This is a genomic window from Streptomyces sp. NPDC050161, assembly GCF_044460025.1.
In the GTDB taxonomy this organism is placed as follows: Bacteria; Actinomycetota; Actinomycetes; order Streptomycetales; family Streptomycetaceae; genus Streptomyces.
This window is the reverse complement of record NZ_JBITJM010000001.1, coordinates 66,653-81,564: the sequence shown is the minus strand read 5'-3', so window position 1 is coordinate 81,564 and position 14,912 is coordinate 66,653. Positions and strand designations below refer to the sequence as shown.

Below are 14,912 nucleotides of genomic sequence, written 5' to 3'. Positions count from 1 at the left end.
GCCTCTCATTCCGTGATCTGCACGCTGGCCGGCGGCATGGTCGGCAGCTGGAAGTCGACCTCGGTCACCTTGGCGGGCGGCGCGGGGAACTGGGCGAAGATCGGGCGGCTCGCGCCGGGTTGCAGTCCGCTCAGGCCGGTGGTGCACAGGCACTCGCCGTCGGTGTCGCGGAGCACCAAGTACCGCTTCTTGCCCTCCTTGTCGACGAGCGTGGCACCGGAGAGGGAGGACCTGGAACGCATCTCCGATTCGTTGGAGCGCCAGTCGATGGCGTTGAAGACGCGGCTGCCGTGGTTGGCGACCGTGCCGTTGACGGTGACGAAGCCGCCGGAGTCGCGGATCACGGAGTGCAGCGTGACCACGACGCCGTCCGGGCCCTTGATCTCCCCGATGGCGTCGTCCGCTTCGGCGGCGGGGGCGGTGGAGCCGGTCTCCTGGGGGGCGGTGCTCCGTTTCGGGTGGCTGCCGTCCGCCTTCTGGGAGGCGGCACCGCCGCCACCGCAGCCGGCCACGACCAGTGCCAGGCCGGCCGCGCTCGCCATGGCGACCGCTCCTCGGGCGGCTTTCGTGGTGCGCCGCATGCTCATGGGTGCGAATCCTTTGGTCGTCAGCGGGTCATCGGTCCGGCCGGGCGGCGAGGGCTCCTCGCGGTGCGCGCGGCGGCCGGTGTGCCGCGTGGGCGGGCGGTCATCGGGCGAGCCGCACGGAGAACAGGTCGGCGGCTTCCGGGAGACCGTGGAGCGCGGCGGGGTCGAGCTGCCAGGCCCGTCCGTCACAGACGAGGCGTACGGGGGACGGCGCGTCCCCCGACCCGCCCCCGCCGGGCTTGCCTTCCCCCTTGCCGTCCTTGCCGGTCTCGCCGTTGGCGTCCTTATTACCGTCCCCGCCCTTGCCGTCGCCCGATCCTTCGCCCGGCGTGTCGGTGACCGTGCAGCGCGGGGCGACGACCGCGGTGGCGTCGGCGGTGGCGTGGGTGTGCTCGGTGCCGGGGATCACCGAACTCCCCACGGCGGTACGGGAGGTGACACGCACCGCGAAGGAAGTGGGCCAGGAGTCGGGGGTGCAGGAGGAGACCGTGGCGTCGTTGCGTCCGGCGAACCAGGCGGCGTGGTCGCAGGCGGCGCCGGAGTCGACGCCGCGGCCCTCGATCAGGTCCTGCCAGGCCGTGCCATGCCGCAGCGCGTCGATGAAGCCCTCGCCGAGCTGGTCGCGGTACTGCTGCCCGGCGGCCAGGGCCGCGGCGTCGGCCGCGGTCTGGGCGCCGTTGCGCGTCGCGGCGGCCTGGCCGACGGCGAAGAAGGCGAGGGCGAGGAAGAGCAGTCCTGCGACCGCCACGATGTAGATCGGGAAAGCCTGGCCGGCATCGCGCCGGCGGCGCGCGGTGAGGGCCGTCATGGCGGTGGCGGCAACTAGATGCCGACGACGTCGGAGATCTTGTTGGCGATGGCGTTGGCGATCTGGCTGCCGAAGTCCGTGGTGGACAGCACCAGGACGATCGCCACGACCACCGCGATGATGCCGAGGTACTCGATCGAGGTCTGTCCCCGGTCGTTCCCCAAAATCCGCTTCGCCATCGTCTTTCCCTCCATGGGCGGCCGTCCCGCTCTGGTCCGGCTGGGCTGTCCCCCCGGTGTCGGCGCGTGGTTCCGCGGTCACGACACGAGAAAAGTACGCCGGATAGGCGTTCCCGGAACAGGGAATCCGTACCCAATACTCCTGCGGGGACACGGAGAAGAGACACAGCGTAGATTTTCGGCCACTCAGGGCACTCGGGCCCGGCAGCGCTCTTCGCACCCCGTTCACCCCCGATCCCCCTCCGGGACCATCCGATAGCGATACGCCGGCGCCGTGTCGGGCCGGCCGGCCCGACCGCACCGGGGTGCGGGGGAGCCGCCGAGGCCCCACTGTGGCACAACTCGTTGCTCCAGCGAAGGCGTTGACCCAAAGCTGCGGTGTCCCGCGGAGGGATCCGGCCGGTTGCGCGGGCGCGCTGTGCGACGGGGGTACGGCCGCCCCGGCGCGCGGCGCCCTGCGCCCTCTTCCGCCCCCGGCGGTCCCGCCTGACGCCCCGTCCCTCACTCCCCCAGCAGGGAGCCGAAGTGGGTGCCGGAACCGAGGAAAAACCCTGCGATCAGCAGGATCATGGTGGCCGGGACCATGAAGGTGGTGACGACCATGGTGGCTTTGGGTACGGCGCGGGCGGCACGCCTGCGGGCGTTCTGCGCGTCCGTGCGCCGCATGTCGTCGGCGATCTGGATCAGCGTGTCGACGATCGGCGCGCCCAGCTCCTCGCCCTGCTGAAGTGCGGTGACGAACTGCGCGACCTGCTCCGAGTCGTTGCGTTTGCGCAGTTCCTCGAAGGCTTCGCGGCGGCTGACACCCATGTCCATCTGACGCAGGGTGATGCGGAGTTCGTCGGCCCAGGGGCCTTCGTAGCGGTCGGCGACCCGGTCCAGAGCCTGGCGGAAACCGAGCCCCGCGCTGACGACCACCGCGAGGACGTCCAGGAAGTCCGGCAGGGTCCGCTCGATGGTGTCCTTGCGCTGGCGGATGGCGGCCCAGATGCCGACCTCGGTCCAGAACAGCGCGAAGAGGACCATCAAGACGCCCAGGAGCGGCTGGCCGCGCAGGAACATCACCAGCGCGCCGAAGACGCCGAGCGCGCCGTAGACGGCACGGCGGGCGGCGTAGCGGTCGACGGTGAGACCGCCGGGGTTGCCCGCGAGGTCGATCCGGCGGCGGACCCGGGCGACGCGCTTGTCGCCCATCAGCCGCAGGACCGCGGGCGCGTAGCGCATGCCCGTACGGTCGACGGCCGAGCCGACGGCGGTGGTGCGGGTCGCGCCGACCTCCAGGGACACCGCGAGGTCGGGCGGCAGCCGGGCCTCGCTGCGGAAGAGCGCGAGGCCGTAGCAGATGCCGGCGACCGCGAGCGCGAGGACGAGCGCCAGCAGGATTCCGATTCCGATGCCCATGGCGGTACCCGTCCCCTACACGTCGATCTTGGAGAGCTTGCGGATGAAGAAGAAGCCGAGTCCGTAGAGGGCGAAGGCGGCGACGACCGCGAGCTGGCCGAGGAAGGAGGAGGTCATCCGGTCGATGGCGCCGGGCGCGATGCGGTTCATGAGCAGCAGGGTGCCGATGCCGAGCAGCGGGACGACGTAGGCGGTGACGACGACCTGGGAGAGCTGGGTGCGGACCTCGCGGCGGGTCTCCTTGCGCTCCTCCAGGGTCTTGGTGAGGTTGCGCAGCGAGCCGACGACGGTGCCGCCCGCGCGGTTGGCGAGCACCAGCGTGGTGACCAGGACGACCAGTTCGCGTGAGGGCAGGCGTTCGGCGAGTTCGCCGAGCGCCTCGTCGACGGAGTGGCCGACGGCGAGCTTGTCGGAGACCTTGGCCAGCTCCTCGCCCGCCGGGGCCTCCAGTTCCTCGGCCGCCATGCCCAGGGCGGTGCGCAGCGCGAGCCCCGCCTGGGTGGCGTTGGCCAGGATGCGGGAGAGTTCGGGGAGCTGGTTGATGAACTTCTCGATGCGCTTCTGGCGCTGCCAGTTGAGGAAGGCGAAGGCGGCCCAGATCACGGTGAGCGCGGCGATCGGGCCGAAGAACGCGGCGAGGGTGGCGTGCGCGACCGCCCAGAGGACGACGACCGCGGCGAGCAGGTAGACGGTGAACTCGCCGGGGGTGACGTCGAGGCCGGTGGCGGTCAGCCGGCGTTCGATGCGGCGGCCGTAGCGGGTGCGGCGCAGCGCGCGGTCGACGGAGCGGAAGCGGCGGCCCCGCCCGGCCACCGGCAGCCCGCGCTCGTCGGCGAGCCGGTCCACGACGGCCTGCCGCTGGGCCCGCCCGGCCGCGTACGTCCGTATCCCGGCCACCGCGAGCGCCCCGCAGAGCAGGGTGGCGCCGACGGCGGGCAGCGCGGGGTCGATGCCGCTCATCGGGTGTGCTCCCTGGGGGACTTGGGGGTGGGGCGGCGCGGGGCGGCCGGCGGGGCGGGGGTCATCGGGCTTCCCGGGTGGCGAGTTGGTCGTCGGTGGTGGCGACGCCGAAGGCGGGCGGGGTGGCCTCGCCCGCCATGAAGAGGCGTTCGGCGATCCTGCGGGGCAGCGGGAAGTAGCGGAACCTGCCGTGCACGACGCGGTCGGCGGCCATCGGTTCGGCGTCGAAGCGGCAGACGGTGGCGATGCGGTAGTCCTCGTGGCCGCGTGAGTCGAGGAGGGCGATCTCGCTGATCCGGCGGGTGCCGTCGGCGTGTCTGCCGAGCTGGACGAGGCAGTCGACGGCGCTGTTGATCTGGTCGCGCAGCGCCTCGAAGGGGATCTTGACGTCGGACATGGAGGCGAGGGTCTGGAGCCGCATCAGGGCGTCCTCGGCGCTGTTGGCGTGCACCGTGGCCAGCGATCCGTCGTGTCCGGTGGACATCGCCTGGAGCATGTCGAGGGTCTCGCCGCCGCGCACCTCGCCGACGATGATGCGGTCGGGGCGCATGCGCAGGGAGTTGCGTACGAGGTCGCGGATGGTGATGCGGCCCTTGCCCTCGACGTTGGGCGGTCTCGATTCGAGGCGGATGACGTGGCTCTGCTGGAGCTGGAGTTCGGCGGCGTCCTCGACGGTGATGATCCGCTCGCCGTCGGGGATCAGCCCGGACAGCGCGTTGAGCAGGGTGGTCTTGCCGGCGCCCGTGGCTCCGGAGACGACGATGTTGACCTTGGCGCGGACCAGCGCGGCCAGCAGCATCAGCATCTGGTCGTCGAGGGTGCCCATGCCGATGAGTTCGGCGAGGGTGTAGGCGCGCGGGAAGCGGCGGATGGTGAGGGTGGCGCCGTTGAGGGCGAGCGGCGGAATGATGACGTTGACGCGTTCGCCGGACGGCAGCCGGGCGTCGACCATCGGATTCGACTCGTCGACGCGGCGGTTGACGGTGGAGACGATCCGCTCGATGGTCTGCATCAGCTGCTCGTGCGAGGCGAAGCGGACGGGGACCAGCTCGACCCGGCCGGAGCGTTCGACGTAGACCTGGTCCGGGCCGTTGACCATGATCTCGGTGATCGAGGTGTCCTCCAGGAGGGGTTCCAGGACGCCGAGGCCCAGCGCCTCGTCGACCACCCGGCGGATGAGGCGGCCCCGTTCGGCGGTGGAGAGCACCGGGCCCTCGCGGCTGATGATGTGGCCGAGTACCCGCTCAAGGCGCGAGCGGCGTTCGGCTGCGGCCAGCGACGACATCTCCGCGAGGTCGATCTCCGCGAGGAGTTTGGCGCGGTAGACGGGCACCAGATGGCCGTCCTGGCGGGGCTCTCCGGCGGGCTCCGGCGTACTGATCCGGCCTTTGAGGCTCATCGCGCGACGGCTCCTTCCCAGGCGGCGACGCCCGGCGCGGGCCGGTCCGCGGGGCGGGGCATCGTCGCGCTGCGGCTGGCGGTGCCGAAGCCGACGCCGGGGATGACGGAGGGGATGGTGACGGTCGCCGTGGCACGCACCGCGCCGCTGCCGCCGCCGACGCTGATCCGCGCCCCCTCGGCGACCCAGCCGCTCATCGCCGCCCGCCCGGCGGCCTGCGGCCCGCTCTCCCGGTCCGCCGCGTCGAGGGACGCGGTCCTGGCGGCGGCGCGGGCTCCGGTGCCGGCCTGCTGGACGGCGTAGGCGGCGAGGCCGAGTTGGACGACGGCCAGCGCGACGAGCAGCAGCAGCGGCAGGAAGCCGAGGAACTCGATGGACGCCTGCCCGCGGTCCCGGCCGCGCCCGCGCAGCCGGGCGGGCACCAGGTGCCGGACAGGCACGACTTCGGACGTCTTCATCTCAGTTCTCCTTCGCCGCGCCCGCGGTGCCGGTGACCGTCCACGGGAAGTCACCGGCCCCGGGGAAGAGCACCGGGACCTTGATGCGTACGGTCGCCTTCCACAGTCCTGCTTCGGTGCCGCAGGACGTGCTGGCGCCCTCGCGCCAAGAGGCGGGCAGGTCGCGCTCGGCGGCGGTGCGGCAGGCGCCGGGGCCGCCGTCGAGGGTCGCGGTGGCCGCGCGGGCGCCCTTGTCCGCGGAGTTGGCGGCGAGCGTGAAGGTGTAGCCGACCAGCACGAACTGCCAGAGCAGGACGAGGACGAGCAGGATCAGCGGGAGCATGCCGAGGAACTCCACGGAGACCTGGCCCCGGTCGCTGCCGCCCAGCGGGCGCCGCACCGCTCAGCCCTCCGGGGCGGCCGGGTCGCGCGGTCCTGGCGCCGCCGCTCCCGGCGCCCGGTGGGAAGCCGTGCCGGGGCCCGCCGTCAGGGCCTTGCGTTTGCGGCCGGTCAGCGAGGGCCTGGCGCGGTGTCCGGTGCGGCCGTGGACGGCCTCGGGGGCGTCGATCAGGCCGAGTTCACCGGCCAGCGCCCCCAGGGCGGCGCGGACCGTGGACCGGCTGTCGAGGTCCTGCATCCGGCCGGAGTCGACGCACGGCTGGAGTTCCTTGAAGGCGGCCGGGACCGTGGTCCTGGCGACGTGGGTGCCGGTGGCCTTGGCGACCAGCGGCGGCTGGATCTCGGTGTGCCGGGTGAGGCGGTTGACGACGGTGGTGGTGTCCTCGGCCTTGCGGATCCGGAGCCGGTCCCAGAGCCGCACCTGCCGCTTGGCTGCGCGTACGGAGACCACGTCGGGGGTGGTCACCAGCAGGGCGGTGCCGGCGAGTTCGACGGCGGCGGCGTTCGCGGACTGCATCTGGGAGCCGCAGTCGACGATCACTACTTCGTAGCGGGAGCGCAGCGCGGTGAGGATCTGGCGGGCCGCCCGGTCGTCGACCTCCTCGCCGCGCTCCCCCTCGTCCGGGGCGAGCAGCAGGCCGAGCCCTGTGGGGTGGTCGTGCACCGCGTCCTGGAGGACCCGTACGGAGATGTCGGCGATACCGGCGAGGTCGACGACGGAGCGGCGGAACTGGACGTCCAGGTAGGAGGCGACGTCACCGGACTGGAGGTCCAGGTCGACCAGCGCGACGCTGCGTCCCGCGCCGCGGGCGGCGAGCGCGAGCTGCACGGCGGCGACGGTGGTGCCGACGCCGCCCTTGGCGCCGGTGACGGTCACCAGGGTGCCGGCCGGTCCTGGCGCCGCGTCCTGGCCGGCCCCTAGGTGGGCGCGTACCCCGGCCGACCACTGGGCGGCGGCCTGGACGCGGGCCGCCAGTTCGTCGTGGTCCAGGGGCAGTTTGACGATGCCGCGGGCGCCGGCGTCCATGGCGGCGGAGAACAGCGCGGGCCCGGCGTCGGTGGTGATCAGGACGACGCCGACGGCGGGGAAGCGGAGCGCGACCTCGCGGATCAGGTCGAGCGCGGGCAGCGGCCCGATCCGTTCGTGGACGAGGACGACTTCGGGCAGCGCCTCGACGGCCGCCGGGCCGCTCGCTCCGGGCGGTACGGCGCCGGCCAGCGTGTCGAGCAGCGCGGTGGAGTCGGCGGCCGGGGGCGCGGGTTCGGCGTGCGGGAGCCGGCCGAGCAGCGCGGCGACGGCACGTGCGGTGTCGGGGTCGCCGATGGCCGGCAGGATGCGGATGGTCACCGGTGCCTCCGGGTCACTTGTCGCCGTCCAGGGTGTAGGTGCGCTCGCCGGGCGGGATGGTGTTCTGGCTGCCGGGGGCGAGCAGGGCCAGGCGTACGTGGGAGGCGAAGGACTCGGCGTAGGCGACGCGTTGGGCGTCGCGGGTGCCGAGTGCGAAGGTGATCGGGACGGCCTCGCCGTCGCGGCGGGCGGCGGTGGTGTCGCCGGGGTCCTTGGCCTCCAGCGGCGTGAGCTTGCCGACGTCGATGACCTGGGCGCCGGCCACGATGACCTTGGAGACCGGCTTGTCCTCGGGGCGCCTGCCGTCGAAGGTGGCGTAGATGTTCACCCGGGCACCGGGGTTGATCTTGCCGGCCACGCCGGTGGCTGCGTCGATCATGATGGCGATCTCCTGCTCGCCCGGCTTGAGCGCGGGCCGGTCGACGATCATGTCGTCCTGGAGGAGCGATCCCTTGTGCAGCGGGGTGACCGCTATTTTGCCGCTGAGGTCGTCCAGCCGGGTCACGGCGGTGGCCGGCAGCCACCGCTGGGGCACCGTCACCTTCTCGAACTGCCCGGGATCCAGCGCCTTGTAGGCCGCGACGTCGGTCTTCAGCCGGTAGGCGGTCTTCTCCGGGCCGACCTTGGACTCGACGTTCCTGATGACCGACAGCACGCCGATGAATGCGGCGGCTGCGCACAGGGCCGACAGGAGCAGCAGAATCAGTCCGCGGCGCTGGCGTGCGTTCATGGGTGGGGGACCTCGATCGGGGCGGGGCGGGACGGGAAGGGGCGGTCGGCGGGTCCGTACGGGCCGCCCGTACGGCTCAGGGTGTCCGGGCCCCGTACGTCCGCCGGGCCGCCGGGCGCCGCACGGCCGCGGGCGCCCGGGACACCCGGCAGGGCCACCGGGGACAGGCCGAGGCCGGTCGGCGGCGAGTGCGGCGGGGCGGGCGCGGCGGGGCCGGGCGGGGGCGGTGCGGACGGTCCCGGCAGCGGTGGGCCCGCGGGCTGCGGGCCCGCTATGGCGGCGACCGCGCCGCCGGTTCCCGGTCCCGCGCTCACCGCGCCGCCGGGTGCACGGGCCGCGGTCACCGCGCGTCCACCTGCGGTTCTGCTGTCCCGTGCGGGCAGCGGCGTGGCGCAGAACGCGCAGCGGTCACCGATGAGTTCGAGCCCGCACCAGCGGCACGCCTCGCGGCGTACGGAGGACACCAGCCGGTGCAGCAGGGCCGGATCCGGTATGGCCGCGGCGAACTCGACGAGCTTGCGGGTGCCCCACCAGTGGGCCGACTCGGCGGGCAGCGGCACTTCGTAGCCGCCCTGGACCTGCCAGGAGGGTGCCAGCACGCCGGACACCCAGTCGCCCGCGAAGTGACCTCGCGCCGTCGCGAGTTGGGTGCCGTACGCGGGCCCCTTCAGTCCGGCGGTGGTGGAGTTCCGCTCCAGGCGGACCAGTTGCGGTTCGGGGTGGGCGAGGACCGCGAACTGCGCGCCGGGCAGCCAGGACGTCACGTGGGAGCGCAGGTCGACCGGCACCCGGTCCAGGCCGCTGACGGTGCCGAGCAGCGCACCGGCGTGGATGTAGTGCGCCAGCAGCCGTGCGGCGCAGGCCAGTACGCCGGGGGTGAGCGCGGACAGGGACAACTGGCGGAGCTGGCGGGCGAGTACGGCGACGCCGAGCGGCGGCAGTTCCAGCGGGACGATCGCGATCCGGTCGCTCTCCAGGAGGGCGCGGAGCGTGTGGAGTCTGCGGACGTGCTCGGGCGGGCAGGCCGCGGAGTACAGCACGATGAGGTGGCCGTGGTGTTCCAGCACGGCGGCGGTCTCCGTCAACGCCTCGTCCAGCGGCTGAAGTCCGGGGGCGCGCAGCACGACGGCGGCGGGGGTCTGCCGGTCGGTGGCGGGCAGGGCGAGGTCGGGGCTGGTGACTGCAATCGCCGTCGGCACGTCGCTCCCCCACTCCCTTCGGCCTCCGGGGGCCCCGGGACCGCGGATCGGCACAGCTCTGCGCCATCGGCGCCATACGCCCAGCACTTTATCCGCGAGATACGTCCGGGAGAACACGTTCCGGGTCACTCGTCACTCCCACGGGACGCTGCGGAACATGCCGTTCCACTGCCTCCCCCTTCGCCTTCCCGCTTGCGCGCCGCTCACGCGCGGCAACCGGTTGTGTCCTGAACCTTGACAGGCTCAATGGTCTGGACCACGTTGTACGGCAGCACAGGGGCCCCTGAGCGCGTATCCGCATACCAGCCAACTCCCCCCCACGGAGGCAGTCGTGGTTCGCGCACGATCAGGAAAATTGAAGAGAGGGCTGCTGGCCACAGCAGCCGCCGCCGCGCTGGTGTCGGCCGGCGTCGCCACGTCGGGCACCGCGCAGGCCGCGCAGGACACCCGGCCGCAGCAGTCCGCGCCCGCCCCGTCGGCGGGTGCAGCCGCCGTACCCGAACACGCGGTGACCGGTTACTGGCAGAACTTCGACAACGGCGCCACCGTGCAGAAGTTGAAGGACGTCGACGACGCGTACGACATCATCGCGGTCTCCTTCGCCGACGCGACGGGCAAGCCGGGCGAGGTCACCTTCAAGCTCGATCCGGCGGTCGGCTACGGCTCGGACGACGACTTCAAGGCGGACATCAAGGCCAAGCAGGCGGCCGGCAAGTCGGTGATCCTTTCGGTCGGCGGCGAGAAGGGCGCGGTGTCGGTCAGCGACTCCGCGTCGGCCGAGAACTTCGCCGCGTCCATCAACAAGTTGATGGACGACTACGGCTTCAACGGCGTCGACATCGACCTGGAAAATGGCCTGAATTCCACCTATATGACGCAGGCGTTGAAGGCCGTGCACGCCAAGCACAGCGACGTCGTGGTGACCATGGCGCCGCAGACCATCGACATGCAGTCGCCGCAGAACGAGTACTTCAAGACGGCGCTCGGCATCAAGGACTTCCTCACCGCCGTCAACATGCAGTACTACAACAGCGGTTCAATGATCGGCTGTGACGGCAACGTCTACTCGCAGGGCACCGTGGACTTCCTGACCGGCCTCGCCTGCATCCAGCTGGAGAACGGCCTCGACGCCTCGCAGGTCGGCATCGGCGTCCCGGCGTCCTCCAGCGCGGCCGGCGGCGGCTACGTCGCCCCGTCCGTCGTCAACGACGCGCTGGACTGCCTGACCAAGGGCAGCGGCTGCGGCTCCTTCAAGCCGTCCAAGACCTACCCGGGCCTGCGCGGCGCGATGACCTGGTCGACGAACTGGGACGCGTCGAACGGCAACGCCTTCGCGAGCCAGGTCGGCGGGCACGTGCACAGCCTGCCGTAACGGATTGACGGGCCCGGGTGCGGCGGGCCCCTCGTGCGCCACCCCCCACGGCCGGGCCCCGTGCAGTCACGCTGCGCGGGGCCCGGCCTGCTGCGTGGGTGGGTCAGCGGCGGGCGCCGGACGGCTTCGGCAGCGTGCAGCCGTCCTGGCTCAGGTCGAGCTTGTTACCTGCCGCGAAGCACTTCGGGATCCCGTAGGTCTCCTCGGCGTAGTTGGTGCCCTTGTGGACGGTGACGTTGCCGCTCTCGTCCACCTCGCACGGGTTGTTGACGGTGCACTTCTCGCCGTCCTCGTTGCCCGTGTTGTTGATGGCCGCGACCTTGCCGGTGGCGTCGTCGAGCACCGGGGAGCCGGAGGTGCCGCCGATGGTCTGGCACTCCGGGGTGTAGCGGACCGAGTCCTTCCAGGTCCAGTCGCCTTCCTTGAGTTCGTGCACGAACCCGTCGACCTTGCAGGAGTAGGTCTTCTTCCAGTACCCGGACACCACGGTGATCGCCGCGCCCTTGGCGGGGTGCTCGGTGGCCAGCTCCAGCGGCTTGATGCCGTACTTCTGCTGGATGTCGGCGTAGGTGGAGCCGGTCTCGTAGAGCGAGACGTCGGTGTCGGTCATCGTGGCGTACGCGACCTTGGTGGCCTTGATCGTGCCCAGGTCGCCCGCCTTGGCGTCCAGCACGGTGAAGCTGCGGCTGGACGGCTGGTCGACGAGGACCTCGCCCGCGCCGGGCATCCCGGACTCCAGGCAGTGGCCGTTGGACATGACCAGGGCCTTGTCGGTCTCCTTCGACGTGGGCATCTTGACGATCGAACCCGAGCAGTTGCTCAGCGCGACCGTGCCGGCGAAGTCCACCGCCTTGGTGTGCTGCCCTGCCTTCGCGGGGGCCGCGGATATGTGTGCCGCGCCCTTCGCCGCCGCCGCGTCGGACGCGGTGGCCGCCTTGCCCGGGAGGGGGGCGGCGCCGGCCGTACCGGCGGTGCCCACCAGGGCTGCGGCGCCCAGAACGGCCGTGGCCAGGGTGCCGACGAGAGGTCGATTCATTGTGGGGGTCCTCTCAAGCTTCCGTCACCGAAGGCCCGTACGTACCTTCGGTTTTGTCGTGCGCATTGTTGGCGCCGACGGGCCCTGAGGCAATGAATCCGGGGATATTGATGGCAAGTTGATGTGGCGACAGGAAACCGCCGCGTGGGCCGCTCCCTGTCGCCACTCCGCGCTACCTGTCCCGATCGCGCCTGTCCAGCCGGTACTTCTTGCGCCGCTCGGCCGCGCCGGTCGACTGGTTCTGGGTGGTCTGGCGGTGCGTGTAGCCGTAGTCCTCCAGGGAGCCTTCGGAGTCCGACCGCGCGGAGGACACGTCCATGTTGGTGCCCGCCAGAGCGTTGCGGCTCTCCATCCCGTAAATCCTGTCGTGGGTGCGCGGGTCGTTGTAGTAGTCCGGGCGCGGCGTCGTGACGCTCACCGTCATGTCGTCACGGCCCAGCCGCTCGGGCAGCCTGGCGGTGTCACGGATGAGCTGCTGGGTGGAGTAGCCGGGGGTGCCCTGCGGCACACGTGGCATCTGGTTGTGGATGTTGGCGCCGGGCGCGGCCCCGCTGAGCTGGCCCATGGCTTCCTCGTCCCGGACGTCCATGTTCGGGAAGTGCGGCACACCCAGCCGTCGCAGGTCGTCGGCGTGGGCCGGAAGGTCCTGGTAGCGGGGGTCGGGGCCCGCGTCGAACGTCGTGTACGCCATCCGGTCCGCCATGCGGGGATCCCTCCGGACCCGCGCACGTGCCGCGGAGGCGTCGCCCTCGGACAGGAAGATCTGGTCACGGCCGTCCAGGTTCTGGGCGGGCGGCCTGCTCCGGCCCGGCGGGTGCATGCCGCCCGTCGTCGCGCGGACGCCGAGGATGTCCCGCTCCGGCACCCTCACCTGGCCGAACCTGGCGGTGTCAAAGATCTCTCCGCCCCGCGAAGACCTGCGCACATACCTGCCGATGACCTCGCGGCCTTCGTAGAGGATCTCGAACTGCTGCCCCACGTCGGCGGGATACATCTGCCTGCCGGGACGGCTGGAACGCACCCGGGCGACCGTGATCCCGTCGCTGTGCGCCGTCCGGGCCGCGTCGGCCGGCCCCTCCTGGGCCGTCGCCTGCGGGGTGGGGACGTTCCCCCGTGCCATCTCCCGGCCGAACGCCGTGGCGTCCTTCTCGAAGGGGTCACCCTCGCTGGAGACGTTCACGCCGGCCCCGTTGTCGGTGCCGTCCACCGCTCCCTTGGACTGCTGGTCGACGTGGCGCAGTTCGTGGTACATCGTCTCGTCGTCGGCGCCTTCCGGGCCGATGACGATGTCCGTGCCCGTCGTGTACGCGCGGGCCCCCAGGTCCTGCGCCGACCGCTGCGCGGCGGGCCCGGTGTGCACCCGTACGGCACTGAGGTCCATGCCCAGGCCCGCTTCCGCCCGTTCGCGGATGTGCGGGGCCAGCGGGCTGCCGCTGGACCGCACCGCGTCGAGCACCGACTGCTGGCCGCCCGGCTGCTCGTGGCCGCAGCCCGCGCCGTGCTGGTGGCGTTCCTCTTCGAGCATCCGCGACACCGCGGCGTTCCCCGCCGCCCGTTGCAGGGCCAGCAGGGGCGGCAGCGCGGCGGGGGTGCGCGCGGGAACGCGCTCCGGTTTCCGGCCGCGGGGCAGTCGACTCTCGTCATGTGCGTGCATGGGGGTGCTCCACGATGCTCGTCGGAGCAGTCGACGGTATCCGGCGGCACGCGGCACCGGGAGGGCCCCGAGGGCAGCCTTCGGGGCAGGGCGGGCGGGCCGGGGCTGCCCCTGGGGGCGAACTCAGCGCCGCCGGGCGGCTTCCGGGCCGTCACGCGTCGCGGCGGGCGGCGTGATCGCTGTCCGTCCGCGGCGGACGGCACGTTCACCGTCCTACGACGGCGCATTCGCCGTCCAACGACGGCACGTTCGCCGTCCGCCCACGGCCCGTTCGCCGCGGTCCCGCCCAGCGCGTTCGCCGTCCCGCCCAGCCCGTCCGCCCGGCGCGTTCGCCGTCCGTCCGCCCACGGCGAAGCCTGCCCGCGCCCCGGCGGCGTACGGGCAGGCTGCCGCCATGACCGCCTTCCGCTTCTCCACCAACGTCTTCACGACGGGCTCCCCCGCCGCGTTCGCCGCGACCTGCCGCCGCATCGAGGCACAGGGCTACGACACCCTGTTCGCCGCCGACCACCTCGGGATCGCCGCGCCCTTCCCCACCCTGGTCGCGGCGGCTGCGGCCACCGAGCGCCTCACCGTCGGCACCCTCGTGCTCAACACGCCTTTCTGGAACCCGGCGTTGCTCGCCCGGGAGATCGCCACCACCGACCAGCTCACCGGCGGACGCCTCGAAGTGGGCCTGGGCGCCGGGCACATGAAGTGGGAGTTCGACGCGGCGGACATCCCCTGGCAGCCACTCCCCGCCCGTACGGAACAGCTGGCCGCGACCCTCGACCACCTCGACCGGGCGTTCGCCGCCGACGGCTTCGCCCGCCAGGCCGACCTGCGTGCGGCGGGCGAGCCGGTGCTGCGTCCCGTCCAGCGGCACGGCTTCGGCGGCTTCGGCCCGCCGCTGATCATCGGCGGCACCGGCGACCGGGTGCTGCGGCTCGCGGCCGAGCGCGCCGACATCGTCAGCATCGCGGGAATCCACCAGGTCAAGGGCGCGGAGCCGGGCATCCTGCGGATCGGCTCCGCGGCCGAGGCGAAGGACCGGGTGCGGTTCGCGCGCGGCTGCGCGGGCGACCGGGCCGATGCCGTGGAGTGGCATGTGCTGGTCCAGGCGGTGGTCCCCGCCGACGACCGCCGCGCCGCCGCCGCGGAACTCGCCGGTCGGTACGGCCCGGCGCTCACCGCCGACGACCTCCTCGACACCCCCTTCCTCCTGATCGGCACCGTCGAGGAGATGGCCGGTCAAGTGCTGCGCAACCGCGAGCGGTTCGGCTTCACGTACTACTCCGTCCAGGCACCGTCCGCCGAGGCGTTCGTGCCGGTGATGGACCGGGTGCGGGCCCTGGGCGGCTGACCGGGGCGGGCGGCCGGGGCGGCTGGCCGGGGCGGCTGGCCGGACGCCCGGCCCGGGGCGG

General features: G+C 72.6%; 15 protein-coding genes. 2 read left to right on the top strand and 13 right to left on the bottom strand.

Annotated elements, in window-relative coordinates; translation table 11 throughout:
- Positions 1–5: 5 nt before the first annotated feature.
- From ACIBK8_RS00350 to ACIBK8_RS00300, 11 genes are all read right to left on the bottom strand, one after another.
- Complete coding sequence (locus ACIBK8_RS00350; RefSeq protein ID WP_393682917.1) at positions 6–587, bottom strand: hypothetical protein; 582 nt, start codon at positions 585–587, stop codon at positions 6–8.
- Between the two features lie 100 nt (positions 588–687).
- Complete coding sequence (locus ACIBK8_RS00345; protein WP_399039271.1) at positions 688–1,395, bottom strand: pilus assembly protein TadG-related protein; 708 nt, start codon at positions 1,393–1,395, stop codon at positions 688–690.
- 14 nt (positions 1,396–1,409) lie between these two features.
- The gene (locus ACIBK8_RS00340; protein WP_018089307.1) at positions 1,410–1,574 is read right to left on the bottom strand and encodes a membrane protein; all 165 of its coding nucleotides are present in this window, start codon (positions 1,572–1,574) and stop codon (positions 1,410–1,412) included.
- Between the two features lie 501 nt (positions 1,575–2,075).
- On the bottom strand, positions 2,076–2,975 hold the full coding sequence (locus ACIBK8_RS00335; RefSeq protein WP_399039270.1) for a DUF5936 domain-containing protein: 900 nt from the start codon (positions 2,973–2,975) through the stop codon (positions 2,076–2,078).
- 15 nt (positions 2,976–2,990) lie between these two features.
- Entirely contained in the window at positions 2,991–3,935 is a 945-nt protein-coding gene (locus tag ACIBK8_RS00330; protein ID WP_399039269.1) for a type II secretion system F family protein, read from the bottom strand.
- A 61-nt stretch (positions 3,936–3,996) separates the two neighbouring features.
- Positions 3,997–5,334: a CpaF family protein gene (locus ACIBK8_RS00325; protein WP_399039267.1), complete on the bottom strand. Its 1,338-nt coding sequence runs from the start codon at positions 5,332–5,334 to the stop codon at positions 3,997–3,999.
- Positions 5,331–5,792 (bottom strand): TadE/TadG family type IV pilus assembly protein, encoded by a 462-nt coding sequence (locus ACIBK8_RS00320; RefSeq protein ID WP_399039266.1) that lies wholly within the window; start codon positions 5,790–5,792, stop codon positions 5,331–5,333. The genes ACIBK8_RS00325 and ACIBK8_RS00320 overlap by 4 nt, the downstream gene beginning before the upstream one ends.
- A gap of 1 nt (position 5,793) precedes the next feature.
- Positions 5,794–6,171, bottom strand: a complete 378-nt coding sequence (locus ACIBK8_RS00315) for a TadE/TadG family type IV pilus assembly protein (protein WP_399039265.1) — start codon at positions 6,169–6,171, stop codon at positions 5,794–5,796.
- 3 nt (positions 6,172–6,174) lie between these two features.
- Positions 6,175–7,518, bottom strand: a complete 1,344-nt coding sequence (locus tag ACIBK8_RS00310) for a CpaE family protein (RefSeq protein ID WP_399039264.1) — start codon at positions 7,516–7,518, stop codon at positions 6,175–6,177.
- Positions 7,519–7,531: 13 nt separating this feature from the next.
- On the bottom strand, positions 7,532–8,248 hold the full coding sequence (gene cpaB, locus ACIBK8_RS00305) for a Flp pilus assembly protein CpaB (protein WP_393682931.1): 717 nt from the start codon (positions 8,246–8,248) through the stop codon (positions 7,532–7,534).
- A complete protein-coding gene (locus ACIBK8_RS00300; RefSeq protein WP_399039263.1) occupies positions 8,245–9,447 on the bottom strand; it encodes a hypothetical protein in 1,203 nt (400 codons plus the stop codon). Before ACIBK8_RS00300 ends, cpaB begins: the two co-directional genes overlap by 4 nt.
- Positions 9,448–9,778: 331 nt before the next feature.
- Between ACIBK8_RS00300 and ACIBK8_RS00295 the strand changes: the two genes are divergently transcribed.
- Positions 9,779–10,819, top strand: a complete 1,041-nt coding sequence (locus ACIBK8_RS00295) for a chitinase (RefSeq protein WP_399039262.1) — start codon at positions 9,779–9,781, stop codon at positions 10,817–10,819.
- 103 nt (positions 10,820–10,922) lie between these two features.
- On the opposite strand, the gene ACIBK8_RS00290 is transcribed toward ACIBK8_RS00295, so the two are convergent.
- Both ACIBK8_RS00290 and ACIBK8_RS00285 read right to left on the bottom strand, forming a co-directional pair.
- Positions 10,923–11,855, bottom strand: coding sequence for a serine protease (locus tag ACIBK8_RS00290; protein ID WP_399039261.1), 933 nt, complete (start codon positions 11,853–11,855; stop codon positions 10,923–10,925).
- A gap of 172 nt (positions 11,856–12,027) precedes the next feature.
- On the bottom strand, positions 12,028–13,509 hold the full coding sequence (locus ACIBK8_RS00285) for a DUF4157 domain-containing protein (protein ID WP_399039260.1): 1,482 nt from the start codon (positions 13,507–13,509) through the stop codon (positions 12,028–12,030).
- A gap of 394 nt (positions 13,510–13,903) precedes the next feature.
- Here ACIBK8_RS00285 and ACIBK8_RS00280 point away from each other — a divergent pair, with 394 nt between their 5' ends.
- Entirely contained in the window at positions 13,904–14,851 is a 948-nt protein-coding gene (locus tag ACIBK8_RS00280; protein ID WP_399039259.1) for a TIGR03621 family F420-dependent LLM class oxidoreductase, read from the top strand.
- Positions 14,852–14,912: the final 61 nt, after the last annotated feature.

What these genes read in the sequence shown, in the direction of transcription:
- ACIBK8_RS00350 (WP_393682917.1), bottom strand. Translation starts at nt 587, where the DNA reads ATGAGCATGCGGCGCACCACGAAAGCCGCCCGAGGAGCGGTCGCCATG.
- ACIBK8_RS00335 (WP_399039270.1), bottom strand. Translation starts at nt 2,975, where the DNA reads ATGGGCATCGGAATCGGAATCCTGCTGGCGCTCGTCCTCGCGCTCGCG.
- ACIBK8_RS00345 (WP_399039271.1), bottom strand. Translation starts at nt 1,395, where the DNA reads ATGACGGCCCTCACCGCGCGCCGCCGGCGCGATGCCGGCCAGGCTTTC.
- cpaB (WP_393682931.1), bottom strand. Translation starts at nt 8,248, where the DNA reads ATGAACGCACGCCAGCGCCGCGGACTGATTCTGCTGCTCCTGTCGGCC.
- ACIBK8_RS00280 (WP_399039259.1), top strand. Translation starts at nt 13,904, where the DNA reads ATGACCGCCTTCCGCTTCTCCACCAACGTCTTCACGACGGGCTCCCCC.
- ACIBK8_RS00285 (WP_399039260.1), bottom strand. Translation starts at nt 13,509, where the DNA reads ATGCACGCACATGACGAGAGTCGACTGCCCCGCGGCCGGAAACCGGAG.
- ACIBK8_RS00325 (WP_399039267.1), bottom strand. Translation starts at nt 5,334, where the DNA reads ATGAGCCTCAAAGGCCGGATCAGTACGCCGGAGCCCGCCGGAGAGCCC.
- ACIBK8_RS00340 (WP_018089307.1), bottom strand. Translation starts at nt 1,574, where the DNA reads ATGGCGAAGCGGATTTTGGGGAACGACCGGGGACAGACCTCGATCGAG.
- ACIBK8_RS00290 (WP_399039261.1), bottom strand. Translation starts at nt 11,855, where the DNA reads ATGAATCGACCTCTCGTCGGCACCCTGGCCACGGCCGTTCTGGGCGCC.
- ACIBK8_RS00330 (WP_399039269.1), bottom strand. Translation starts at nt 3,935, where the DNA reads ATGAGCGGCATCGACCCCGCGCTGCCCGCCGTCGGCGCCACCCTGCTC.
- ACIBK8_RS00320 (WP_399039266.1), bottom strand. Translation starts at nt 5,792, where the DNA reads ATGAAGACGTCCGAAGTCGTGCCTGTCCGGCACCTGGTGCCCGCCCGG.